Genomic DNA, 24,315 nt, shown 5'->3' on the forward strand with positions numbered 1-24,315 from the left:
GCTACCTTTCCCTACCGGAGGTCACCGCGTCACGTTCCATCGGCAGGAACAGTCTGACCTCGGTGCCGTCCCCGATCTCACTACGGATCTCCGCGCGCCCGCCGTGCCGGCTCATCCGGCCCAGGATCGAACCGCGCACGCCGTGCCGGTTCTCCTCCACCGACTCCATGTCGAAGCCTGCGCCGCGGTCCCGGACGAACACGCTGAGCTGGTCCTCCTCCACCTCGGCGTAGAGCGACACGGTGGCCACCCCGGCGTGCCGGGCCGCGTTCACCAGCGCCTCCCGGGCGGCCATCACCAGCGCGGCGACCCGGTCGTCCGTCGCCCGGTCGCCGACCACCACGACCTCGACCGCTATCGCGTACGTGTCCTCGACCTCGGCGGCCGCCTCCTCCAGCGCGGCCGCGAACCGCTCGGTCGGCGACGCGGTCGGCTTGTAGAGCCAGTTGCGCAGGCTGCGCTCCTGACCGCGGGCCAGCCGCTGCACCGCCTTCACGTCGTCCGCGTTGCGCTGGATCAGGGCGAGCGTGTGCAGCACCTGGTCGTGCACCATCGCGGCCAGCTCCGCGCGCTCGGTCTCCCGGATCCGGCCCTCCCGCTCCGCGCGCAGCTGGCTCATCGTCCGCCACAGCACCGGCGCCGCCACCACGGACACCCCGGCCAGGCCGAGCCCGGCGAACAGCATGCCGTTCACCACGGCCTCGGAGTTCTCCGCCGGGACGTACACCGCGACCATGCCGATCACGCCGACCGCGACCAGCAGGCCGCCGCCGATGAACCGGAACAGGAACAGCCGCCGGTCGCTCTCCTCCAGGAACGTTCCCAGCCAGGGGAAACGCGGCAGTGCCTCGGTCCACTGACGGCGCCGCTCCGGCGTGGACTCGTGCCAGATGATGCCGGCGCCGACCGCCACGATCGCGACCAGCCAGCCGGCCGTGCTGGTGACGCTCGCGTTCTGGCCGAGCACCAGCACCTGCAGCAGGATCAGGCCGGCGCCGATCGCGATGAACGGCACCAGCTGCGCCACGTCCCGGCGGCGCGGCTCGCCGGTGACCCGCTCGTACGGCAGGACCGCCCAGAAGCCCGCGTAGAGCATCAGGCCCAGCCCGTTGAAACCCAGCAGGATCACGAACGCGGCCCGCACGGCCAGCGGCGACACCCGCAGGTGCCGGGCCAGGCCGGACGCGACACCGGCGACCACGCGATGATCGCGTGCCCGGAAGAGGCGGCGGGGCTGTCTGGCGGTGTCGATCATGGCTCCTCATGCGGTGCGGCGCTTACCGCATCGATCGTCACACGCGCGCGAGGCGCTGACCACGGGTTACCACCCGGACATGCGGCACCCGGCAAACTCAGGGTGGGGTCAGGGTCGGTGCCTGAGGCGATCCGGCCGCCCGAGGGCCGACCATCGAATGCATGAACACGCAGCACGACCCGGCCGAGCCGGGACCCTCTGCCCCGCCGCCCCCGCCGGGCCCCGGGCCTGCGGCCGCGCCGGGTGCCGGGGAGTTCCCCGGCGGCGCCGCGGCACCGCGCCTGTTCGGGCTCGTCCGCCCCCAGCAGGGCCGGTACGTCGCCGGCGTCTGCGCGGGCATCGGCCGCGCCACCAACACCGACCCCGTGCTCTGGCGGGTACTGCTCGCCGTGCTGGCCGTCTTCGGCGGCACGGGACTGCTGATCTACCTAGCCGCCTGGCTGATCATCCCGGCCGAGGGCGACACCGGCTCACCGCTGGAAGGGGTGCTCGGCAAGGGCGACTCCGGCACGTCACCGCTCACGGTCGTCGGACTGGCGATCCTCGCGATGGTCACGTTCGCCTACATCATGTCCGACACCTGGCGGGCGATGCTGCTGGTCGCGTGCGCCGCGATCGTCGGCGCGCTGATCGTCAACCGCGGGCGGCTCTCACCACCGGGGTACGCCGCACCGCCACCGCCACCGCCACCGCCCACCTCGGCGACCCCGGCCGCCGAGCCCGCTCCAGGAGTTCAGCCCGTGCCACCGAACGATCAGTACCAGCCCCAGCCCGGCTACGCACCGGCACCGCCGACCTGGCAGACGCCGCCGGCCGGGGGCTACCGGCCGCCGTTCGCGCCGCACGGGCCTTACGGGCCGTACACGGCCACGAACCCGCCGCCACCGGCACCGCCCCGCCAGCGGCCACCGAAGCCCCCCAAGGAGCGCTCGCCGCTGTTCGGCGCCACGCTCTCGGTGGTCCTGGTCGCGATCGGCGTGCTGTCGATCATCGACCTGAGCAACCTCGCCGGCCCGACCGCCGGCGCGTACTTCGCGGTCGTGCTCGGCATCGTCGGCGTCGGCATGCTGATCGGCACGAAGTGGGGCCGCGGCCGTGGCCTCATCGTCCCCGGGCTGGTCGCGGCCGTCGCGCTGGGCATCTCCGTGGCCGCCGAGGCGGACGGCTACGACGAGGGCTCCACCACCACGGTGTGGAAGCCGCGGACCATGAACGAGCTGTCCACCCGGCAGAGCGCCTCGTTCGGTGAAGCCACGCTCGATCTGCGGGCGCTCGACTTCACCGGCCTGGACAAGACCACCCGCGTCGAGCTCGGCGCCGGCGACCTCACCGTGCTGCTCCCGCCGAACGTGGACGTGATCGTCGACGTCGAGCTCGGCGCCGGCAGCGCCGAGGTGTTCGGCCGGACGATGGACGGCGTGGGCGCGAACGAGCGGTTCGAGGACCTCGGCGCGGACGGCGCGGGCGGCGGCGAACTCGCGCTGACGGTCTCGAACGGCGCCGGAGACGTGGAGGTCACCCGATGATGAAGGCACACCGCACCGACGGCGTCTCGCTGGGTTTCGGCATCGTCTTCCTGTTCCTCACCGGCTGGTGGGTGCTCGCCCAGTTCGTCACGCTGGCGCTGCCCGCGATCGGCTGGATGGTCGCCATCTCCCTGATCATCTTCGGGCTGGCCGGGCTGGTCGGCGCGTTCCGCTCCGGCCGGGGCGCGGTGCCGGCCCCGACCAGCGGCGCACCGGTCAGCGCGGTGCCGGTCAGCGGGCTGCCGACCGGCATGCACGCGGACATCGTGCGCGAGCTGATGGAGAACCAGCGCACGTCCGGCCGGGACACGGCGATCGGCATCGACGACACCCGGGTGGACGTGCGGCCCAACCCGGCCGCCGCGTTCGCGCCGGTCCAGCCCTCCCCCTACGCCACCGACCACCTGACCGCCCCGGACACCTCGCCCACCGGCGAGCCACACCCGTCCGACGGCGAGACACGGCCCGCCGACGGCGACCGGACCGAGGTGATCGAGGAGAAGACCGAGGTCATCGACGAGACACCGACGACGGAGATCCGGGCGGAGGGCGACGGCGGACGCCGCTAGCCGCGCGCCATATGCTTGGCGGGCGGAGGGTCACCCTCCGCCCGCCGGCCGCGTCCCCGACGGCCGCGACAGCTCAGCCTGCTGCGAGGAGCACACGCGCATGTCCCAGACCCCCGCGTCCGTCGAGGTCGGAGAGCGGGCCGCCCGCACGCTCACCGCCGAACTGGCCCGCCACTCCGGGCCGAAGACCGCGCTGGTGGTCGGCGCGCACGCCGGCTCCCCCGTGCTGCCCGCCGCGTTCGACGCGCTGCTGCCCGGCGACACGCTCACGCTCGTACCGGCGGAGAGCTCGTCTGTTCTTGATCTTCGGGACCACGTCGAGGCGCAGGGCGCGTGGATCGCCGAGCGCGTCACCGTGGCCGGCTCGCCGGAGGAGGCCGACCCGGCCGACGTGGTCATCGTCGCGGAGCCGCTGACCGGCGGCGCCACCCAGACCCGCGCGGTCATCGACGGCCTCACCAAGCTGCTCGCCGACGGTGGCGTGCTCAGCGTCGCCGCGGTCGCGCTGCCCGGCCTGGCCGGTGAGGCGAGCGCCGAGCTCGACCGCCAGTCCGCGCTGTTCGGCGCCGGCACCGACCTGGTGCTGCGCAACCGCCCGCCGCTGCGCGTGCACCGGCTGCGCTTCACGCCCGCGCCCGCGTCGCTGGCCGCCCGGCTGGCCCCGGCGTACCGGCCGTCCAGCGTGCCGATGACCCGCACGATGCACATGGACTCCAACGGTGTGGCCGCCGCCGGCATCGCGCTCGGCCTGGCCGCGCTCGCCCGCGCCGCCCGGCCCAAGTCAAAGCTGTGGTGGATCCCCGCGCTCGCCGCCGCACCGGCCGCCGCGTTCTTCCGCGACCCGCAGCGCGACGTGCCGGACGACGCGTCCGCGATCGTCGCCGCCAGCGACGGCAAGGTGCTCGCGGTCGAGCGCATCCGGGACGACCGGTTCGGCGACACCGAGTTCCTGCGCATCGCGGTCTTCCTGTCGATCCTGGACGTGCACGTCAACCGCAGCCCGGTGCCCGGCCGCGTCGCGGACTACTTCGTCACCGACGGCGGTTTCGCCGCCGCGATGAAGCCGGAGGCGGAGCACAACGTCGCCGCCTACACGGTTCTGGACACCGAGCGTGGCACCGTCGTCGTCGCCCAGCGCACCGGCCTGATCGCGCGCCGCATCGTGCAGCGCGCCCCCGTCGGGTCCGTCCTGGCCCGCGGCGAACGGCTCGGCCTGATCCGCTTCGGGTCGCGCACCGACGTCTACCTTCCGGCCGACTCGGTCGAGCCGCTGGTCGGCATCGGCGACCGGGTGGCCGGCGGCGCCAGCGTCATCGCCCGCTGGCTCTAGAGGCCTTTTGCCTTTCCCGCTTCCGGCGTGGTGACGTGCCGAGTGCTCCCGCGGGCACCGGTTCCGTCGTGGGCCGGGGGTGCCCTCGATCGGGACGGGAAGGCTGAGCGAAAAACGAAGCCGGGCGCTGGGGAGCCAGCGCCCGGCTTCGTTTCGCACGCCGCCGGGGCGACGTGCGGGTGTCAGGCGACGCGGTGCGGTGCCCGGCGGTTGCGCACCCACAGGACCGGGCCGCTGAGCAGGTACGCGACCACGATCAGCGCGAACGTCAGCCGCAGGTCCAGCAGTGCGCCCGCGATCGGGATGACCGCCAGCCACGGGGGCAGCCTCAGCAGCCGGGCCAGCTTCGCGTACGGGAAGCTGGAGACCATCGCGACCGCCAGCAGCGCGACGCCGGCCACCTGCACCTCACCGGGGATCGGCAGGCCGATCAGCACGGCGATGGCGAGCACCGCCGCGGCCATGGTGGTGGGCACGCCGCAGAAGAAGCGCCCGTCCTTCGGTGACACGTTGAACCGGGCCAGCCGGATGGCCGCGCACCCGGCGACCAGCGCGCAGGCGAGCCCGGCCGCGACCGTGGAGACGCTGCCGGCCAGGCTGGCGTAGACCACGATCGGTGCGGCCAGGCCGAACGAGCACATGTCGGCCAGCGAGTCCATCTGGGCGCCGAACGGGCTGGAGACGCCGAGCTTGCGGGCCAGCGCGCCGTCCAGCCCGTCGAACAGCACGCAGGCGATCAGGCACAGCGCCGCGGTCTGCACGTCGTCCCGCATGGCCAGGAAGACCGCGCTGAGCCCGAGGAAGATGCTGGCCAGCGTGCACGCGTTGACGACCGCGAAGGCGATCCGGCGGCTCATCGTATGTGCCCCCGGTAGGAGAGAGGTGTCGGCGGGGGCGGGCTCGGCGATCGGGGTGGCCTCGGCGATCGAACGGAGTTCGGCGAGGGTCGGCACGTCCGACGACGCGGGTAGCGCCTCGGGGAGTGGGTAGGCCACCGGCTGGGGGTGGCTGTCGGAGACGACCAGCGGGCGTTGGTTGGGTCGTCGAAGACCCGCTCGCACCTGCAGCACCTGCCGGGCGAACGATCCGCTCCGGCGTAGCCCGGCCCACCGGCGGCCGGCCGGGCGGGGGCTGTCTGCGGTACGACGCCGACGCCAGGGGGCTCTCGGCACTGTCCCTCCATCGCCGGCACTCTGTGCAGTTCGTGCCGGCTTGTCCCTAGGGTCGGCCCAGTGCGCCCGGACCGACGTGTGTCGTCGCCGGTCGCCGTGGTGCGCGGCCAGCGAAAATGGTCGCCGGCCTCGGGTCGTGGGCCGGTGGAGCCGTCACGGCCGTGTCCCGGTGCGGGCGTCGGCCGTTATGCGGCCTACACCATTGCACATGACCCAGCCGTCTGGCGATAGCCAGCAGTTAAACTTTGAGCCGCTTAACGCCCGAAATAACCCAATTGAGCTGCTGTACCATCTAGCACGGTTTGTCGCTAATTTAAGGTTCGTCGCTGACGCCTGCATTGAGCTGACTCCGAAGTTTACCGGACGACATGGCGCCGTTCAGAAGCACGGGAGCGTCAGCGGCGCGGGGCGGGCGCGGTGCGGCTCTGCCCGCGCAGCCACTCCAGTGCGGCCTGCGCGACGTCGGAGAGCGCCAGCGCGCGTGCCTCCGCCGGGTCGAACCAGCGCGCCTCGGCCGTCGACCCACCGGCCGCCTCGGTCACCACCGGCGTCGTCGGCTCGTCCACCGCCGCGGTGAACGTGACCCGCACGGAGTGCCAGTCGATCGGATACCCCTCCGGCCCGCGTGCGGCCGGGTTGCGCCGGTGCGAGACGCGCAGCAGGCCGGTGATGCGCCCGTGCTGACCCGCCTCCTCGACCAGCTCACGGAGAAATCCGGTGTCCGGCTGTTCACCGAAGTCCGTGCCGCCGCCCGGCAGGTGCCAGCGGCCGGCGCCCGGGTACGCACCCGCGATCTTCGTCAGCAGCACCCGCCCCGCCGGATCGGTCACCAGGCCGTACGCGGCGAACCGCTGCCCCCTAGGCCCACCGGCCGGCGTCGCCACCGCTGCCGGCAGCTCGACCCGCGGCGCGGTCCGCAGCGTCTCCTCGACCAGCCCCGGATCCGCCGGCACGCCGAGCAGCCGCGCGGTGAACGGCATCAGCGGCAGCGCGCCCAGCTCGTCCCGCGCCACCCAGCGGACCTGGTCGGTCGCGCCACCCGTTTCGTGCCGCAACTCGCCGGCCGCCGCCACGTCGAAGATCACCCGATCGTGGTGCAACAGGACCTCGCGGAACGGCAGCGGCCCGACGTCGGCGAGCACGGTGTGCAGACCGGCGACGCGGACCTCCAGGCCGGTCTCCTCGGCGAACGCGCGCACCACCGCCCACTCGGGGTGCTCTCCGTGCTTGAGGTCGCCGCCCGGGATCTGCCACAGCCCCGGCATGTCGGTGAACGCGGACGACCGGGTCAGCAGCACCCGGCCGTCCCCGTCGCGGCATATGCCGTACGCGGCGATCCTTCTTGTCTGGTCCACGGACCAAGATTAAGTGGATCAGGAGAGTTTGGCCGCCCGCATCGCTTCGATGGTGACCTCGGTCAGCTCCGACTCGCTCAGCGCGGCCACCTCGGCCATGGTGAACCAGCGCACGTCGTCCGTGGACCCGCCCACGTCGTGGATGGTCGGCGGGCACGGCCGGTCGACCGCGACCCGGTAGAACGCGCGCACGCCGTGCCAGTCGATCGGATAGCCCTCCGGGCCGAGCGAGGCCGGATCGCGGTGGCTGGCCACGCCGAGCAGCTCGACGATCTCGCCGGGCTGGCCGGTCTCCTCCAGCAGCTCGCGCAGCAGCGCGGTGCCGGGCTGCTCGCCGTAGTCGGTGCCGCCGCCGGGCAGGTGCCAGCAGCCGCCGCCCGGGTAGTTGGCCGCGATCCGGGTGAGCAGGATCCGGCCGTCCGGGTCGGTGGCGACCGCATAGGCCGCGAACCGCTGCGCCCGGTGCAGGCCGTCCGGGCCCGGGTACGCGTAGAACGACGGGAAGTCCGGCGCCTCGTCCGGCCGCAGGTCGACAGCGGCCGAGGCCAGCCCGAGCGCGGTGGCCGCGAACGGGCGCAGCGGCAGCGCCGCCGCCTCGTCGCGGGTGAACCAGCGCGCCAGGTCGGTGGGCTGGCCGACCCGGTCGATCAGCGAGCCGCCCCGGATCGAGACGGTATAGATCAGCCGGTCCGTGTGGATCGTGATGCCCCGGTGCGGCAGCGCACGCATGTCCGCCACCACGTCGTGCAGGCCGGAGACCGCGACGGACAGCCCGGTCTCGGCGGCGGTCTCGCGGACCACCGTGTCGTTCGGGTTCTCGCCGTGGTCGACGGCACCGCCGGGCAGGGACCAGGCGCCGGGTGTGCCGGAGCGCGGGCTCGCCCGGACCAGCAGGACGCGGCCGTCGGGGTCGGTACAGAGTGCGTATGCCGCGATCCTGCGAAGCGGCTCGAGCGCGGGTGTCACGCCGTCACATTGTTCTCGCGCTTTGTAACCCGCCCGTGAACACTGTCGGATGGGTGACAGTTGAACCGGTCAAAAGCACACGGGAGGAGGACATTGCCCCATTTGCCCGCCGAACATCAGCGGACGAATTACTCCCACTCGATCGTGCCCGGCGGCTTGCTCGTCACGTCCAGGACCACTCGGTTGATCTCCGCGACCTCGTTCGTGATCCGGTTGGAGATCTTGGCGAGCAGGTCGAACGGCAGCCGGGACCAGTCCGCGGTCATCGCGTCCTCGCTGGAGACCGGGCGCAGTACGACCGGGTGCCCGTACGTCCGGCCGTCGCCCTGCACACCCACGCTGCGCACGTCGGCCAGCAGCACCACCGGGAACTGCCACACGCTCCGGTCCAGGCCGGCCGCGGTCAGCTCCTCGCGCGCGATCAGGTCGGCCTGGCGCAGCACGTCCAGCCGCTCCCGGGAGACCGCGCCGATGATCCGGATCGCCAGGCCGGGGCCCGGGAAGGGGTGCCGCTGGACCATCTCCTCCGGCAGGCCGAGCTGGGCGCCGAGTGCGCGCACCTCGTCCTTGAACAGCGTGCGCAGCGGCTCGATCAGCGAGAACCGGAGGTCGTCCGGGAGGCCGCCGACGTTGTGGTGACTCTTGATGTTCGCGGTGCCGGTGCCGCCGCCGGACTCGACCACGTCCGGGTAGAGCGTGCCCTGCACCAGGAACTCGACGTCCCGCTCCGCGTCGACCTCGCGCGCCGCGGCCTCGAAGACCCGGATGAACTCGCGGCCGATGATCTTGCGCTTCTGTTCCGGGTCGGTCACGCCGTCCAGCGCGCCGAGGAAGCGCTCGGACGCGTCGACCACCTTGAGCCTGATGCCGGTGGCGGCGACGTAGTCCTTCTCCACCTGCTCCGCCTCGCCGGACCGCAGCAGGCCGTGGTCGACGAAGATGCAGGTCAGCTGGTCACCGACGGCCTTGTGCACGAGCGCCGCGGCCACCGCGGAGTCGACGCCGCCGGAGAGGCCGCAGATCACCTGCTTGTCGCCGACCTGCTCACGGATCAGCGCGACCTGCTCGTCGATGATGTTCGACGAGGTCCAAGTGGGCTCGATGCCGGCGATGTCGTACAGAAACCGCGTCAGCATGGTCTGGCCCTGCTCGGTGTGCAGCACCTCCGGGTGGAACTGCACGCCGGCCCGCTTGGCCAGCAGGTTCTCGAACGCGGCGACCGGCGCACCGGGCGAGGACGCGGTGACCGAGAAGCCGGCCGGCGCCTCGACGACCGAGTCGCCGTGGCTCATCCAGACCGGGAGGTCGGCGGGCAGCTCGCGGAGCAGCACACCCGGGTCGGTGGCCGGCGTCAGCGAGGTGCGGCCGTACTCCCGGGCGCCGGTGTGCGCGACCGTGCCGCCGAGCGTCTGGGCCATCGCCTGGAAGCCGTAGCAGATGCCGAAGACCGGGACGTCCGTGTCCAGCACGCCCGCGTCGAGCTGCGGGGCGCCGGGCTCGTAGACGCTGGACGGGCCGCCGGACAGGATGATCGCGGCCGGGTTCTTCGCCAGCATCTCGGTGACCGGCATGGAGTGCGGGACGATCTCGGAGTAGACGTTCGCCTCGCGCACCCGGCGGGCGATCAGCTGGGCGTACTGGGCCCCGAAGTCGACGACCAGGACCGGGCGCGGTGTGCTCATGTTCCGGAAGAATACCGAGGGGCCCGGACGCGTCCGCGCCCGAGCCCCCAGGACCTCATCGCCTGTAGGTGTACGTCGGCGAGTAGGACACGTTGCCGAGCTTGTCGTACGCCCGGATCCGGACCGTGAACCTCTTGCCGTACTTCGTTGCGTTGATCTTGAAGGACGTCCCGGTGCCGGTCACCTTGCCGTTGATCAGCAGCGCAACGGTGGCGACACCGTGCTTGTCGGACGCGGCCACCTGCACGGCGACGCTCTTCCTCACCCGTGAGCCGCTCTTCGGCGCGGTGACGGTCAGCGCCGGCCCGCGGTTGTCCGCCTCGAACCGCCGGGTCGCGGTGCTGACCCGCCCGGTCCAGTCGACCGCGCGGACCGCCACGTTCACGATCCCGTGGTACGCGGCGGAGTTCCACCGGAACGTGTACGGCGCGGCCCGGTCCACCCCGGCGACCGTGCCGTTCACGACCAGCTCCACCCGGTCCAGCCCGGTGTTGTCGGTCGCGGACGCGGTCACGGTCGTGGTGCCGTGCACCAGCGTGCCGGCCACCGGCACGCCGAGCGAGACGGCCGGTGCCGCGGTGTCGGTGACGGCCCAGACCGCGCGGCCCGCGTTGATCCGGCCGTACCGCACCCAGCCCAGCTTCGAGGAGCTGAGCGACAGCACTGTGCCCAGGTACGCGCCGCTGACCTGCGGCGCGCGCGACTGCATCAGCGCGGCCACACCGGCCACCAGCGGCGTCGCGGACGATGTGCCGCAGAACTCGACGTAGCCGCGGTCCAGGTGGTCCTGCGCCACGTTGCAGCCCGGCGCCGCGATGTCCACCCAGCCGGTGCCGTAGTTGGACCAGGAGTAGCGGCCGTCGCCGGTGGTCGAGCCACCGACCGAGAGCACCTGCGGGATCGCGGCCGGGTACTGGCGGACGGCCGTGTTCTCGTTGCCGGCCGCCGCGATGACCAGCGAGCCCTTGTCCGTGGCGTACTGCACGGCCGTGTTCAGCAGCGGTGACGACGCGCTGCCGGCCAGCGACATGTTGATCACCTTTGCGCCCCGGTCGGCCGCGTACCGGATGCCCTTGGCGATCGAGAGGTAGTCGCCGGAGCCCTTCGCGTCGAGCACCTTCACCGGGAGGATCGTGCAGTCCCAGCAGACGCCGGCCATCCCGCTGCCGTCGTCGCCGCGTCCGGCGATCACGCTGGCCACCGCGGTGCCGTGCCCCTCGTCGTCGGCCGGGTTCGCGTCGTCGTTGATGAAGTCGTAGCCGGGCAGCACCCGGCCGGCCAGGTCGCTGACCGCGTTGACGCCGGTGTCCAGTACCGCGACCGTGACCGGGTCGCCGGTCGTCATGCCCCAGGCACCGGGCACGTTGACCTTCCGCAGACCCCACTGCTCGGGCCAGAACGGGTCGTTCGGCGTCACGTCGGCCTTGGTGGCGACGTGGTTGCGGTCCACGAAGGCGACGCCGGGGTCACGGCGCAGCAGCGCGACGGCCTGGTCCGCGTTCCGGGCGGACACCTCGGCGACCACCGCACCGGCCGCGCGAGCGGCGTCGTCGACCACCCGCACGCCCCCGGCGTCGTCCGCCGCGGCCAGCGCGTCGTCCGCCGAGGCGCCGGGGGCGAGGCCGACCACCAGCTCGACCGGATTGCCGGGATCGGCGGACGCGGGCGCGGACAGGCCCACGCCGGCGGCGACCGCCATCACCAGCGCGACGGTCATCCGCCGCTGATTGACAAGCTTGCGCACCTGGATTTCACCGTTCCTCGGGGACACGCGACGCCGAGAACCGTAAAAATCCGGAATATGAGGATTAGGTCGTGCTCGGGTGCGGTTCGGGTGCGATCCGCTCATACGGCTGACCGAGCGGCGGCCGACGATCCGGTTCGCCCTTGCGCGGCCAGAACGCGCAGGCCCGTTCCGCCTGCGCGGTGATGGTCAGCGACGGGTTCACGCCCAGGTTCGCGGTGACCGCGGCACCGTCCAGCACGTGCAGCCCGGGGTGGCCGAAGACCCGCTGGTAGCCGTCGATCACGCCGTCCTCCGGCGTGGCGCCGATCGTGGCGCCGCCCAGGATGTGCGCGGTCATCGGCACGTTGAACGCCTCGGTCACCGCACCGCCCGGCACCCCGCCGATCTCCTCGGCCAGCGCCCGCGCCGCCGTATTGCCGGCCGGGATCCAGGTCGGGTTCGGCGCGCCGTGCCCCGGCCGGCTGCGCAACGACCATAAACCCAGCCGACGACGGTACGTCGTGGTGATCGAGTTGTCCGCCGACTGCATGACGAGCGTGATGATGGTCCGCTCCGACCACCGCCGCACCGACAGCATGCGCAGGTAGAGCAGCGGGCGGCGGGCGATCGTGCCGGCCCAGCGCAGCGGGCGCCGAGGGCCACCGTCGGTGAGCGCGGATTGCAGCAGGCCCATCAGGTTCGCACCCCGGCCGTACCGCACGCCCTCGATGTGGGTGTGCTCGTCCGGGTGGAACGAGCTGGTGATCGCCACGCCGTCGGTGAAGCCGAGGTCACGGTCCGGCCGCAGCACGGACGCGCCGAGGATCGACTCGGAGTTGGTCCGGGTGAGCGCGCCGACCCGCGCGGACAGGTGCGGGAGCGCGCCGGTCGCGCGGGCCCGGTGCAGCAGCCGCTGGGTGCCGAGCGCACCGGCCGCGAACACCACCTGGTCCGCCACGAACGTCTGCCGCCGTCGGTGCAGGCGCGCTCCGGTCCGTACCGTGTCGATCCGGTATCGGTCCTGGTCCGCCCGCACCGCGGTGACCGTGGTCATCGGCAGGACCGTCACACCGGCCCGCTCCGCGAGGTACAGATAGTTCTTGACCAGCGTGTTCTTCGCGCCCTGACGGCAGCCGGTCATGCAACTGCCGCAGTGCGTGCAGCCGGTGCGCGCCGGACCGGCCCCGCCGAAGTAGGGATCGGGCACGGTGCGGCCCGGCTCGCCGAGGAAGACGCCGACCGGCGTGGCGTGCACCGTGTCCGCCACGCCCATCCGCGCCGCGACCGCGCGCATCGCCCGGTCCGCCGCGGTCACCCGGGAGTAGGTCGTGACGCCCAGCATGCGCTTGGCGACGGCGTAGTGCGGTGCCAGCTCGGCGTGCCAGTCCGTGATGTCCCGCCAGGCCGGGTCCCGGTAGAACGCGGGCAGCGGCTCGTAGAGCGTGTTCGCGTAGACCAGGCTGCCGCCACCCACGCCGGCGCCGGACATCACCAGCACGCCGGACCGGGAGCTGCGCTCGCCGCGCAGCAACGTCATCCGCTGCAGGCCGAAGCAGCCCAGCGCGGGCGCCCAGAGGAAGCGCCGCAGCCGCCAGGACGTCTCCGGGAACTCGTCATCGGCGAACCGGCGACCGGCCTCCAGCACGGCGACCCGGTAACCCTTCTCGGCCAGACGCAGCGCCGCGACGCTGCCGCCGAAGCCGGAGCCGATCACGACGACGTCGAATTGCATGAATGCATGATTAGCGATCGGTAACAAGAACGCCAGGGCGCCGGCCGCGCTTGTGCGCGTACATCGCCGCGTCCGCCGCGCCCAGCAGCTCGTCCGCGGTCGGGTGGTCGCCGCTGTTCGCGTGGCCGATGCTCAGCTCCGGCACCAGCACGGCGGACGGCAGCGAGATCGGCCGGCAGACCGCGCTGGTCAGCCGGGACACGATGGTGCTGACGTCCTCCGGCTTGGCCTGGTCGTCGCAGAGGATCACGAACTCGTCGCCGCCGAGCCGGGCCACCGTGTCCGACGGGCGCACGCTCTGCCGCAGCCGGCTCGCGACCGTGGTCAGCAGCGCGTCGCCGATCGCGTGCCCGAGCGTGTCGTTGACCTCCTTGAACCGGTCCAGGTCCAGGTAGAGCAGCGTGACGGTCTTGCCGGTACGCCGGGTCCGGTTCAGCGCCATGGTCAGGCGGTCCATCAGCAGCGCGCGGTTCGGCAGGTCGGTGAGCGTGTCGTGGGTGGCCATGTGCGCCAGCCGGGCCTCGTACCGGCTGCGCTCCGCCTCCATCTGCTGCTGCGCCGTGATGTCCCGGAGGAACGCGTTCGCCTCCATCCGGCCGTTGTGCTCGGTGATCCAGAGCTTCATCTCCACCGGCACGTCCCGGCCGTCCCGGTGCCGGGCCACCACCCGGATCGGGTCGCCGGTGGCCAGCGTCGGCACCCGGGTGCGCAGCAGGCGCGCGAACCCGGTGTCGTGCGCGGCCCGGTCCTGCGGCTGGATCAGCACGTCCCGCAGCGGACGGCCGATCACCCGCGCTGCCGGCCAGCCGAACGTGCGCTCCGCGGCCGCGTTCCACTCCGTGATCGCGCCGTCCTCGTCCATGCTGACCAGCGCGTCCCCCGCGGTCTCGATGATCCGGGACAGGCGTTGCCGCTGTTCCTTCAGCAGTCGGTGTTCCGCGGCCTGCGCGGTGATGTCCCGGCCGACCACGGCCACGCCGACGATCTCCCCGGTGCGGTCCCGGACCGGCGACACGGACGCGGACATCTCGATCGCCCGGCCGTCCTTGCGCACGTAGGTGTGCTCGTGATTGAGGAAGACCTCGCCGTCCGCGATCCGCGGCAGCAGCCCGAGCGCGCGCTCGGGGTCGTCCTCCGCCAGCAGCAGGCTGCCGTGCCGACCGATGATCTCCTCGGCACGGTAGCCGAAGATGCGCTCGGCCGCCGGGTTCCAGCTGTCGATCATGCCGTTCAGGCCGAGGCCGATCACCGCGTCGTCGCACCACTCCACGATCGCGGCCAGCCGGGCGGACGCGGACACCGTCCGGCGCTGCCGCCAGTAGTGCAGCGCGAGCAGGACGATCGCGGTGCCACCGACCGCCACGATGCCCGCGAAGGCCACCTCCGGCGGTGTGATCGGCCCGTCCGTGAACATCCACACCACGTCGAACGTGGCCAGTACCACCAGCGTCAGCAGCACGGAGAGAAACAGCCAGGCGCGGTCGAACGGCCGGATCACCGTTGCCCCCTTTCGCCGGGTTCAGCCTGCTCCCACACCATCGGCACAGGTGACACGAATCGCAGAAAACCCGCTGAGTGTCGTGGGGCGGCAACGCGCGGCGGGGCGTCCTGCGTCTTCCCACTGCAGGAAGGATGTCGATATGCCACGGCGGCGCCTGATCATCGTCTCACTCACGGCCGCGCTCGCGGTGCTGATCGCGGGAGGCGCGTACGCGGTCGCACGCCCCCGGCCGGCCGCACCGGTCTCGGTCCCGTCGCCGGCCCCGGCCGCGTCACCGTCCGCGTCGCCCTCGCCGCCACCCGGCGCGGACATCACCGGCGGACCGCTGAACCTGCTGATCGTCGGCGTGGACACGCGGATCGACGAGCCCGGCTGGCAGCCGCACTCGGACGCGCTGATGATCCTGCACATCACCCGGGACCTGCGCGCGGCCTACCTCACGTCGCTGCCGCGGGACCTGGTGGTGGACGTGCCCGCGTTCCCGCCGGCCGGCTTCCGGGGCGGCACCCACAAGATCACCGAGGCGATGGCGTACGGCAGCGCGGTGCCCGGCGGGCGGCCGGACCCGGCGCAGGGCGTCCGGCTGCTGGCCACCACGGTCGGTAACTACACCGGAATCAAGCGCTTCGACGCGACCGCGGTGATCAGTATGGAGGGCTACGACGACCTGATCGACGCGCTCGGCGGGGTCCGGATCCACGTGGACGTCCAGACGCCGTCGATCCACCGCAAACCGGACGGCACCCGGCGGGCCGGGGACGGCGACCCACAGCAGGTGTACCGGGTCGGCACGATGACGATGACGGGCTGGCAGGCCATCGACTACGCCCGCCAGCGCTACCTGACCGGCGGCGACTACACCCGCCAGCGCCACCACCGGCAGCTGCTCAAGGCCATGCTGACCGCGGCCACCGACGAGGGCCTGCTGCGCGACGTCACGCGGATGGAGTCGGTGCTGGCCGCGGTCGCCGGCACACTGGTCTTCGACGGTGGCGCACACACCGCGGTGGACCTCGCGTTCGCGCTGAGCCACCTCCGCCCCGCGGACCTCACGCTGGTCGGCCTGCCGGGCGACGCGGTCTACGAGTCCGGCGCGTACGTCGGCGAGGCGCTGAATCCCCCTTCCGCCGACTACTTCAAATGCCTCCGCGCCGGCACGCTCCCCGCCTTCACCCACGACCACCCGGACCTCGTCGACCGCGCTTGAGACCTTGCCCGGTGTCGCCCCGTAGTGGCTGCCCGCTCACCCGACGGAGACTTGATCCGACCCTAGGTAGATCAAGCTCAACTTCCTGATCTCCCCGCTTCCCGGTGGCGGCATATCCTGCCGCTTCCCGACGGTGGCGTATCTTCCCGGTTCCCGGCGGCGGCATATCCTGCCGCTTCCCGACGGTGGCGTATCTTCCCGGTTCCCGGCGGCGGCATATCCTGCCGCTTCCCGACGGTGGCGTATCTTCCCGGTTCCCGGCGGTGGCGTATCTTCCCGCTTCCCGGCGGTGGCGTATCTTCCCGGTTCCCGGCGGTGGCGTATCTTCCCGGTTCCCGGCGGTGGCGTATCTTCCCGCTTCCCGGTGAGCGGCGTACCTTCCCGCTTCCCGGGGCGGCATTCCGAGTTCTCCCGCCTATGTTGCCGATTCCCCGGCTGATGCTCGCCACCGGCGCGGCTGCGGCAATCGGGCGCTCCGCGCCCGAAATATCGCGATATCTCGCCCTGCATCGGGGGGTGCTGCCGCCAGCGAACGACGCCACTCAGCCTGTGTGATCAATCAGTGGAGCATTTGGGATATCAACTTCGCTAGATGACCTCCTTTTTGCTCCACTGATTGATCACACAGGCTTCGGACCTGCGGCGGATGCGGTCACCGGGCGCGGCCGGAGACTTATCCGGAAATTTCGGGCGGGTGGCGCACTGGCCGGCTGCGTAGGCCGGTTCGGCACGGGGTGGCGTGCGGGCCGCCGGCGCCTCGGCGGGAATGGGCAACAGAGTCGCTCCCGCGTGCGATTCTCGCCGCCCGGCAAACCGCCGCTGGCGCTCCGCCTACTGCCGGCATCGGAGCCGGTCCCGAGGAACACCGTCCAGAATCACGCGCCCGGCACGCCACAGAACCCACAACCCGCAACCCGCAACCCGCAGTACAGCGCGACACCCCAGCGCGAGACCACCGCGTGGCACAGGACCGGCACAGTGCATCGGGCCGCGATGTGGCACCGGATTGCTGGGTGGTGGCGTGGGCCGGCGTCGGCGGGGGGAGCTGCGTGGTTTTCGGCCACGGCGGGACTTGCAGGGAGGAGCGCCAGCGACGACCGGTGCCCGCGGGAGCACTCGGAACGTCACCACCCGGGAAGCGGGAATATCCACTTTAGGTTCTTGATCTTCGTTTTGGCCGGGTGCTTCGCGGCCGAAATATCGCTCTATCTCATTCGCTCAGGGCTTCGGGGGCGGGGTCGCGGCGAACAGCCAGGTGTCGAAGAGGGCGCGCAGCGGGCGGCCGGAGACCCGTTCGGCGAGGGCGATGAAGTCGGCGGTGACCGCGTTGCCGTTGCGGCGCTCGCTGGTCCAGGTCTTGAGGATTCGGAAGAACGCGTCGTCGCCGACGGTCAGTCGCAGCGTGTGGACGGTGAGTGCGCCGCGGTGGTAGACGGCGTTGCTGAAGATGTTGGCGCGGCCGGGGTCGCCGGTCGGGATGGTCCAGTCCGTGCCGTCATAGGTCGAGTCGAACACGTCCTGGACCCGGACGCCACGGTTGTGTTCGTCCCACAGCCACTGCGCGTACGTGGCGAAGCCCTCGTTCAGCCAGATGTGCTGCCAGCCACCGATCGACACGCTGTTGCCGAACCACTGGTGCGCCAGCTCGTGTGCGACGAGCCAGGTGCCGTCGTCCTGGCGCCGGAAGTAGTCCGGGCCGTAGACCGGACGGGACTGGTTCTCCAGCGCGAACTTCACGCTCTCGTCCGCGACGATCACGCCCCCGTAGGCCTCCATCGGGTACGGGCCGAAGCGCTCGGCCAGGAAGTCCGCGATCTCGCCGGTGCGCGCCATCGCCGCGTCCTCGACGCCACCGGCCGGGATCGACGCGGCGACGGCCGTGACGATCGGACGGCCGCGGTGGTGCCCGGACCAGACCCGGAAGTCGCCGACCACCATGGTCGCGAGGTAGCTGGCCATCGGCACCCGCTCGGCCCACCGCCAGGTGGTCCAGCCGTCCGCGGTGGCCACGCCGTCCGGCACGCCGTTGCTGAGCGCCGTACGCCCGGCCGGAACCGTGATCTCCACGGCGTAGGTGGCCTTGTCCAGCGGATGGTCGTTGGCCGGGAACCACGATCCGGCGGACTCCGGCTGGCCGATCACCACCGCGCCGTCCCGTGTGTGCCGGAAGCCGCCCCGGCCGAGCGCGGAGTCGTCGATCATCGTGGGCACACCGGCGTACTCGATCTCCACGGTGAACCCGCCGGTGATCTCCTGGTCCGGCGTGACCACCAGCTCGCCGCCGTCCTGCCGGGTCGCCGCGGGCCGGCCGCCGACCGTGGCCCGGCTGACCGGCAGCCCGGCGAAGTCCAGGTTGAACCGGCGCAGCGGCGCGAGCGCGGTCGCGGTGATGACCGCGGTGCCGGTCAGCCGGTCGGTGCCCGGGTCGTAGCGGACCTTCAGCGCGTAGTGGCCGACGTCGTAGCCGCCGTTGCCATAGCGCGGGAAGTACGGATCGCCCAGGCCGTTCGCGCCGTGGCCGGGCCCGGCGTCGATCCCGGCCTCGGTCACCAGGCCGGGCGCGGTCTCGACCACGGTGCCGCAGCCCGCCAGCGTGGCGGCGACGAGCACGAGCGCTGCTGTGGACCTCACATCCTGGATGACACCGGAACACCCGGAAAGGTTGCAGCGGTTACGGTTTCGGCAGCGGCGGCTGGGTGGTGCCGAACAGCCAGGCGTCGAAGAGCGGGCGCAGCGACTTGCCGGAGACCCGCTCGGACAGCGAGACGAAGTCGGCGGTGACCGCGTTGCCGTTGCGGCGCTCACCGGTCCACGCCTTGAGGATCTTGAAGAACGCATCGTCGCCGACGGTCAGCCGCAGCGCGTGCACGGTGAGCGCGCCGCGCCGGTAGACCGCGCCGCTGAAGATGTTCGCCGGTCCGGGGTCACCGGTCGGCACGGTCCAGTCCATCAGGCGGTAGACGTCGTCGAACTGGGACTGGACGCTGATCTTCCGGTCCTTCTCGGCCCAGAGCCACTCGGCGTAGGACGCGAAGCCCTCGTTCAGCCAGATGTGCTGCCAGCCGCCGATCGACACGCTGTCGCCGAACCACTGGTGGGCCAGCTCGTGCGCGACCACCCAGGTGCTGTCCGACCCGGCGCGGAAGAACGACGGGCCGTACACCGGGCGGGACTGGGTCTCCAGCGCGTAACTGATCCGCGGGTCCGCGACCACCACGCCGCCGTAGGACTCGAACGGGTACGGCCCGAACTGCGTCTCCAGGAAGTCCGCGACCTCGGCGGTGCGGGCCATGGCCGCGTCCGCGTCACCGCCCTCCGGGAACGACGCGGCGACCGCGGTCAGGATCGGCCGGTTCCGGTGACTGCCCGAGGTGATCCGGTAGTCGCCGATCACCAGCGTGGTCAGGTACGGCGCCATCGGCGCGCGCTCGGCCCACCGCCACGTGGTCCAGCCGTCCGCGGTGGAGGTGCCCTCCGGCGTGCCGTTGCTGAGCGCGGCCAGGCCCTCCGGGACCGAGATCGCCAGGTCGTAGGTGGCCTTGTCGAGCGGGTGGTCGTTGACCGGGAACCAGGAGCTGGCCGATTCCGGCTGGCCGAGCGCGATCGCGCCGTCGTCCGTGTGCAGCCAGCCGCCGTCGCCGAGGATCGCCTTGATCGGCTGCGGCACACCGGCGTAGTCGATCTCCACCGTGAAGTCGCCGGTCACCTCCGCCGCCGGCGTGATGACCAGCTCGGACTCCTGCTGCTGCGCGGTGGCCGGCTGCCCGTTCACCGTCACCTTGCTGGTCGGCAGGCCGGTGAAGTCGAGATTGAACCGCCGCAGCGGCGCGGCCGCCACCGCGGTGATCGCGACGCGGCCGGTCAGCTGATCCGTGGCCGGGTCGTAGCGGACCTGGATGCCGTAGTGACCGACGTCGTAGCCGCCGTTGCCGTACCGCGGGAAATAGGGGTCGCCGATGCCCTCGGCGCCGATGCCGTCCGCGCCGGACGGGGACACCGACGGGGTCCGCGGCGGCGACGTGCACGCCGTGGTCAGCAGGCCGGCGGCCACCACCGCCGCGATGCTCTTCCGGACGCTCTTGGGCAGGCTCACGGCGGAAACGGTAACCGACTTTGCTGAGGGGACCGCGTAACCGCGGCCCCCTCACACGTCAGTCCAGGACGAGCGAGACCTTCTGGAACTCCTTGAGGTCCCGGTAGCCGCACTTGGCCATCGCCCGGCGCAGGCCGCCGAACAGGTTCAGCTGGCCGCTCGGGTCCGCGGCCGGGCCGTAGAGCAGCGTCTCCAGCGAGCCGAGCGGCTCGTTGGCCGGGCCGAACGAACCACGCGGCAGATTCGGGTGGGACGCGGCGGAGTGCCACCACGCGCCGGACGCCGGTGCGCCCTCGGCCAGCGACAGCGGCTCGCCGAGCATCACCGCGTCCGCGCCGCAGCCGAGCGCCTTCGCGATGTCGCCGGAGGTGGAGATGCCGCCGTCCGCGATCAGGTGCACGTACCGGCCGCCGGTCTCGTCCAGGTAGTCCCGGCGGGCCGCGGCCGCGTCCGCGATCGCGGTCGCCATCGGCACCCGGATGCCGAGCACGGTGTCGGTGGTGGCCCACTCGTCCGCGCCGATGCCCACGATCACGCCGGCCGCGCCGGTGCGCATCAGGTGCAGCGCGGTCTTGTAGTCCGTGCAGCCGCCGACGATGACCGGCAGGTCCAGGTCGGCGATGAACTCCTTGAGGTTCAGCGGCTCGTCCGTGGTGGACACGTGCTCCGCGGAGACCAGCGTGCCCTGGATGACGAGCAGGTCGACGCCCGCGTCCAGGATCACCGGGGCCAGCGCCAGCGTGTGCTGCGGCGACACGCGCACCGCGACGGTCACGCCGCCCTCGCGCATCTGCCGGACCCGCTCGGCGATCAGCTCCGGCTTGATCGGCTCGGAGTAGATCTCCTGCAGCCGGGGCGTGGCCGACTCGTCGTCGGCCAGGCCGGCCAGCTCCGCAAGGACCTTGGACGGGTCCTCGTAGCGGGTCCAGAGGCCCTCCACGTTGAGCACGCCGAGACCGCCGAGGCGGCCGAGCGCGATGGCGGTGTCCGGGCTCATGGTGGCGTCCGACGGGTGCGCCACGCAGGGGATCTTGAACGGGTACGCGTCCAGCTGCCACACCGTGGAGACGTCGTCGACGTCCCGGGTGCGGCGGCTCGGCACGATCGCTATGTCGGACAGGTGGTAACCGCGCTGCGCGGTCTTGCCCAGCCCGATCTCGACGACGTCACGCACGGGGTAGCTCCAGCCTTCTTCGAATCAGCGACTGTGGTAGTTCGGGGCCTCGACGGTCATCTGGATGTCGTGCGGGTGGCTCTCCTTGAGGCCCGCCGCCGTGATCCGGACGAGCTGCCCACGCTTGTGCAGCTCGGCCACGTTCTCCGCGCCGACGTAGAACATCGCCTGCCGGAGACCGCCGACCAGCTGGTGCGAGACCTGGGCCACCGTGCCCTTGTAGGGGACCTGGCCCTCGACGCCCTCCGGGATCAGCTTGTCGTCGCTGGTCACGTCGGCCTGGAAGTAACGGTCCTTGGAGTATGACTTGGCCTCCGGGCCACGGCCCTTCATGGCGCCCAGCGATCCCATACCCCGGTACGTCTTGAACTGCTTGCCGTTGATGAAGAGCAGGTCGCCCGGGCTCTCCTCGCAGCCGGCCAGCAGGCTGCCGAGCATCACCGTGTCCGCACCGGCCACCAGCGCCTTGGCGATGTCGCCGGAGTACTGGATGCCGCCGTCGCCGATCACCGGCACGCCGGCCGGGCGGGCGGCGCGGGCCGCCTCCATGATCGCGGTGATCTGCGGGACACCGACGCCGGCGACGATCCGGGTGGTGCAGATCGCGCCCGGGCCGACACCGACCTTCACCGCGTCCGCGCCCGCCTCGACCAGTGCCTTGGCGCCCGCGTACGTCGCGATGTTGCCGCCCACGATGTCGATCGTGGTGTCCTTCTTCAGCTGCCGGACCATGTCGGCGACCGCGCGGTTGTGACCGTGCGCGGTGTCCACCATCAGCACGTCGACGCCAGCGTCGACCAGCAGGCGTGCCCGCTTGTACGCATCTTCGCCGACGCCGATCGCGGCCGCGACGCGCAGCCGGCCCGCCTCGTCCTTGGTCGCGTGCGGGAACTGCTCGGACTTGGTGAAGTCCTTCACCGTGATCAGGCCACGCAGCACGCCGGCGTCGTCGACGATCGGCAGCTTCTCGATCTTGTGCTTGCGCAGCAGGTCGAGCGCCTGCTCCTTGGTCACGCCGACCGGCGCGGTGATCAGCGGCAGCTTCGTCATCATCTCCCTCACCGGCGTGGCCGGGTCGGTGACGAAGCGCATGTCACGGTTGGTGACGATGCCGACCAGCTTGCCGCTCGCGTCCGCGACCGGGACGCCGGAGATCCGGAACCGGCCGCAGAGCTTGTCCACCTCGGCGAACGTGTCCTCCGGGCTGCAGGTGACCGGGTTGGTGACCATGCCCGATTCGGAGCGCTTGACCAGGTCGACCTGGCTGGCCTGCTCCTCCAGTGAGAGGTTGCGGTGCAGCACGCCGATGCCGCCCTGGCGGGCCATGGCGATCGCCATCCGCGCCTCGGTGACGGTGTCCATCGCGCTGGAGACCAGCGGGATGTTGAGCGTCACGTTCCTGGTGAGCTGCGTGACCGTGCGCAGCTGGCTCGGCAGCAGGTCCGACTCACCCGGCTGCAAGAGCACGTCGTCGAAGGTGAGGCCCAACGGCACGGTCTGCTCTACGGACGACGAAAGGTCCACGATGAAAATCCCCTGAGCTTGGACGGCGGCGCGATAGTTCATCGTACCCAGACCCCTGATCGAGACCGTTTCCTCGTGGCCGGAAACGACGCAGGTCACCCGCCTGAGCCCCATCGATGGCGCCCGGATCACCTTCAGGGGGCGGCGGGCCGACGAAGAGGGCGGGTCTGCCGCTACGGTGGAGGCGTGCACGACGAGCCGATCGACCCCTTCAGCGGCGACCCTGTCGACCCGTCTGCGGGCCTGGACGACCTCACCGATGGGGACAACCTGGATCCGCTGACCGAGGCTGAGCGCCAGGACGTGCTGGAAGATCTGGCCGATCTTGAGATCTACCAGGCGCTTCTGGGCCCGATCGGGGTGCGTGGCCTCGTCATCGAGTGCGAGGACTGTCACGAGCCGCACTACTTCGACTGGGACCTGCTGCGCGGAAACCTGCGTCACCTGCTCAGCTCCGGGCGCCCGCGGGTGCACGAGCCGGCCTACGACCCGGACCCGGATCACTACGTGACGTGGGAGTACGCACGGGGTTACGCCGACGGGGTCCACGACACCCTCACCGAAGGAACCGACGAGAACGAGTGAGGGCCGGGCGCTTTGTAGCGCCCGGCCCCTTTCGTCCGCTTTGTCAGTCCACTAGTCCAGCGCGGAACCCGGCAGCCACCGCGTGCGCCCGGTCCCGCGCGCCCAGCTTGCGGAAGAGCCGCCGGGCGTGGGTCTTCACCGTGTCCTCCGAGACGAACAGCTCGCGGCCGATCTCCGCGTTGCTCTTCCCGTCCGACATACCGCGCAACACCTGCAACTCGCGTTCGGTGAGCGCGATCCGCCGGGCGGCCGGCTCCGGCTCCCGGCCGAGCTCGCTCTCCCCCGGCCGGCTCGCCGGCCAGCCGCCGCGACCGAGGTCACCCAGGCCGTCGCCCGGGTCCCCGAAGTCGCCGCGCTGCGACGGCACCACCTGGGTCGGCACCCGGCCGGGCATCATGCCGAGCGCGGACGCGGCGCCCTGCTCGGCGACGGCACCGGCGGTGGCCCGCACCTGACCGGCGACGGCCGCCGGCGCGGCACCGGCACCGGCGGGACGGGCCCCGGCCGGCGGCCGGGCGGGCAGGCAGAGCAGGAGCACCGCCTTGGCCACCACGCTGACCATGTCCTGCTCGGCACCGCGGATGACGCCCCGGGCGCCCGCGGCGACCGTGGCCGCCGCCGCACGGGGGTCTTCAGCGCCGAAGAGCACGATCACCGCCCCGGGGGATCTCGCCAGCACTCTCCGTGTAAATCCGACGCTGTCGGGCCGGGTGACCGCGGTGTCCGCCAGGACCACGTCGGCGGGCCTCTCGGCCAGCCGCAGCATCGCCTCCGGCTCGGTCACCGCAGTTCGGACGGCTCCGGCCACTCCCAGCCGGGCCGCCGTGGTCGCTACGGCTTGAGCCGCCAGCGGCGTCCGGACGCAAACGAGGACGGTACGCACAGTGATCCTCCTCTCCTCATAGGAGGAGACCACGA

The 24,315-nt window shown here is 72.0% G+C and carries 18 protein-coding genes; 5 read left to right on the forward strand and 13 right to left on the reverse strand.

Annotation, left to right across the window (positions count from 1 at the left end; translation table 11 throughout):
- Window position 1: 1 nt before the first annotated feature.
- Window positions 2-1,255: an ATP-binding protein gene (locus tag J2S42_RS18605; RefSeq protein WP_307240884.1), complete on the reverse strand. Its 1,254-nt coding sequence runs from the start codon at window positions 1,253-1,255 to the stop codon at window positions 2-4.
- Between the two features lie 161 nt (window positions 1,256-1,416).
- Between J2S42_RS18605 and J2S42_RS18610 the strand changes: the two genes are divergently transcribed.
- The 3 genes from J2S42_RS18610 to J2S42_RS18620 all read left to right on the forward strand — a co-directional run bounded on the left by J2S42_RS18610 (window position 1,417) and on the right by J2S42_RS18620 (window position 4,680).
- Entirely contained in the window at window positions 1,417-2,781 is a 1,365-nt protein-coding gene (locus tag J2S42_RS18610) for a PspC domain-containing protein (protein ID WP_307240886.1), read from the forward strand.
- A complete protein-coding gene (locus J2S42_RS18615; protein ID WP_307240888.1) occupies window positions 2,778-3,350 on the forward strand; it encodes a hypothetical protein in 573 nt (190 codons plus the stop codon). The genes J2S42_RS18610 and J2S42_RS18615 overlap by 4 nt, the downstream gene beginning before the upstream one ends.
- 100 nt (window positions 3,351-3,450) lie before the next feature.
- Window positions 3,451-4,680, forward strand: coding sequence for a phosphatidylserine decarboxylase (locus J2S42_RS18620; RefSeq protein ID WP_307240890.1), 1,230 nt, complete (start codon window positions 3,451-3,453; stop codon window positions 4,678-4,680).
- A gap of 182 nt (window positions 4,681-4,862) precedes the next feature.
- Here the strand turns inward: J2S42_RS18620 and J2S42_RS18625 are convergent, their stop codons facing one another.
- The 7 genes from J2S42_RS18625 to J2S42_RS18655 form a co-directional block, all read right to left on the reverse strand.
- Complete coding sequence (locus tag J2S42_RS18625) at window positions 4,863-5,852, reverse strand: CDP-alcohol phosphatidyltransferase family protein (protein ID WP_370879205.1); 990 nt, start codon at window positions 5,850-5,852, stop codon at window positions 4,863-4,865.
- 395 nt (window positions 5,853-6,247) lie between these two features.
- Entirely contained in the window at window positions 6,248-7,207 is a 960-nt protein-coding gene (locus J2S42_RS18630; RefSeq protein WP_307240892.1) for an NUDIX hydrolase, read from the reverse strand.
- Between the two features lie 18 nt (window positions 7,208-7,225).
- Complete coding sequence (locus J2S42_RS18635; protein ID WP_307240894.1) at window positions 7,226-8,173, reverse strand: NUDIX domain-containing protein; 948 nt, start codon at window positions 8,171-8,173, stop codon at window positions 7,226-7,228.
- Between the two features lie 128 nt (window positions 8,174-8,301).
- Window positions 8,302-9,855, reverse strand: a complete 1,554-nt coding sequence (gene guaA / locus J2S42_RS18640) for a glutamine-hydrolyzing GMP synthase (RefSeq protein WP_307240896.1) — start codon at window positions 9,853-9,855, stop codon at window positions 8,302-8,304.
- A 55-nt stretch (window positions 9,856-9,910) separates the two neighbouring features.
- Entirely contained in the window at window positions 9,911-11,599 is a 1,689-nt protein-coding gene (locus J2S42_RS18645) for a S8 family serine peptidase (protein ID WP_307240898.1), read from the reverse strand.
- A 64-nt stretch (window positions 11,600-11,663) separates the two neighbouring features.
- Window positions 11,664-13,313 (reverse strand): FAD-dependent oxidoreductase, encoded by a 1,650-nt coding sequence (locus J2S42_RS18650; RefSeq protein ID WP_307240900.1) that lies wholly within the window; start codon window positions 13,311-13,313, stop codon window positions 11,664-11,666.
- A gap of 10 nt (window positions 13,314-13,323) precedes the next feature.
- On the reverse strand, window positions 13,324-14,811 hold the full coding sequence (locus J2S42_RS18655) for a PAS domain S-box protein (RefSeq protein WP_307240902.1): 1,488 nt from the start codon (window positions 14,809-14,811) through the stop codon (window positions 13,324-13,326).
- A gap of 142 nt (window positions 14,812-14,953) precedes the next feature.
- On the opposite strand from J2S42_RS18655, the gene J2S42_RS18660 reads away from it, so the two are divergent.
- On the forward strand, window positions 14,954-16,021 hold the full coding sequence (locus J2S42_RS18660) for an LCP family protein (protein ID WP_307240904.1): 1,068 nt from the start codon (window positions 14,954-14,956) through the stop codon (window positions 16,019-16,021).
- 1,218 nt (window positions 16,022-17,239) lie between these two features.
- Here the strand turns inward: J2S42_RS18660 and J2S42_RS18665 are convergent.
- Genes J2S42_RS18665 through guaB form a run of 4 tightly spaced genes read right to left on the reverse strand, consistent with a single transcriptional unit; the run spans window position 17,240 to window position 22,812 of the window.
- Window positions 17,240-18,652 carry a M1 family metallopeptidase gene (locus J2S42_RS18665; RefSeq protein WP_370879206.1) on the reverse strand — a complete coding sequence of 471 codons (1,413 nt, stop codon included), beginning with the start codon at window positions 18,650-18,652 and terminating at the stop codon, window positions 17,240-17,242.
- A gap of 40 nt (window positions 18,653-18,692) precedes the next feature.
- Window positions 18,693-20,114: a M1 family metallopeptidase gene (locus J2S42_RS18670; RefSeq protein ID WP_307240905.1), complete on the reverse strand. Its 1,422-nt coding sequence runs from the start codon at window positions 20,112-20,114 to the stop codon at window positions 18,693-18,695.
- A 58-nt stretch (window positions 20,115-20,172) separates the two neighbouring features.
- The gene (locus tag J2S42_RS18675; RefSeq protein WP_307240907.1) at window positions 20,173-21,288 is read right to left on the reverse strand and encodes a GuaB3 family IMP dehydrogenase-related protein; all 1,116 of its coding nucleotides are present in this window, start codon (window positions 21,286-21,288) and stop codon (window positions 20,173-20,175) included.
- A 24-nt stretch (window positions 21,289-21,312) separates the two neighbouring features.
- A complete protein-coding gene (gene guaB, locus J2S42_RS18680; protein WP_307240909.1) occupies window positions 21,313-22,812 on the reverse strand; it encodes an IMP dehydrogenase in 1,500 nt (499 codons plus the stop codon).
- Between the two features lie 186 nt (window positions 22,813-22,998).
- Between guaB and J2S42_RS18685 the strand changes: the two genes are divergently transcribed.
- Window positions 22,999-23,397 (forward strand): DUF5319 domain-containing protein, encoded by a 399-nt coding sequence (locus J2S42_RS18685; RefSeq protein WP_306837945.1) that lies wholly within the window; start codon window positions 22,999-23,001, stop codon window positions 23,395-23,397.
- Between the two features lie 43 nt (window positions 23,398-23,440).
- On the opposite strand, the gene J2S42_RS18690 is transcribed toward J2S42_RS18685, so the two are convergent.
- Complete coding sequence (locus tag J2S42_RS18690; RefSeq protein WP_307240911.1) at window positions 23,441-24,280, reverse strand: helix-turn-helix transcriptional regulator; 840 nt, start codon at window positions 24,278-24,280, stop codon at window positions 23,441-23,443.
- Window positions 24,281-24,315: the final 35 nt, after the last annotated feature.

It is taken from the genome of Catenuloplanes indicus, from assembly GCF_030813715.1.
In the GTDB taxonomy this organism is placed as follows: Bacteria; Actinomycetota; Actinomycetes; order Mycobacteriales; family Micromonosporaceae; genus Catenuloplanes; species Catenuloplanes indicus.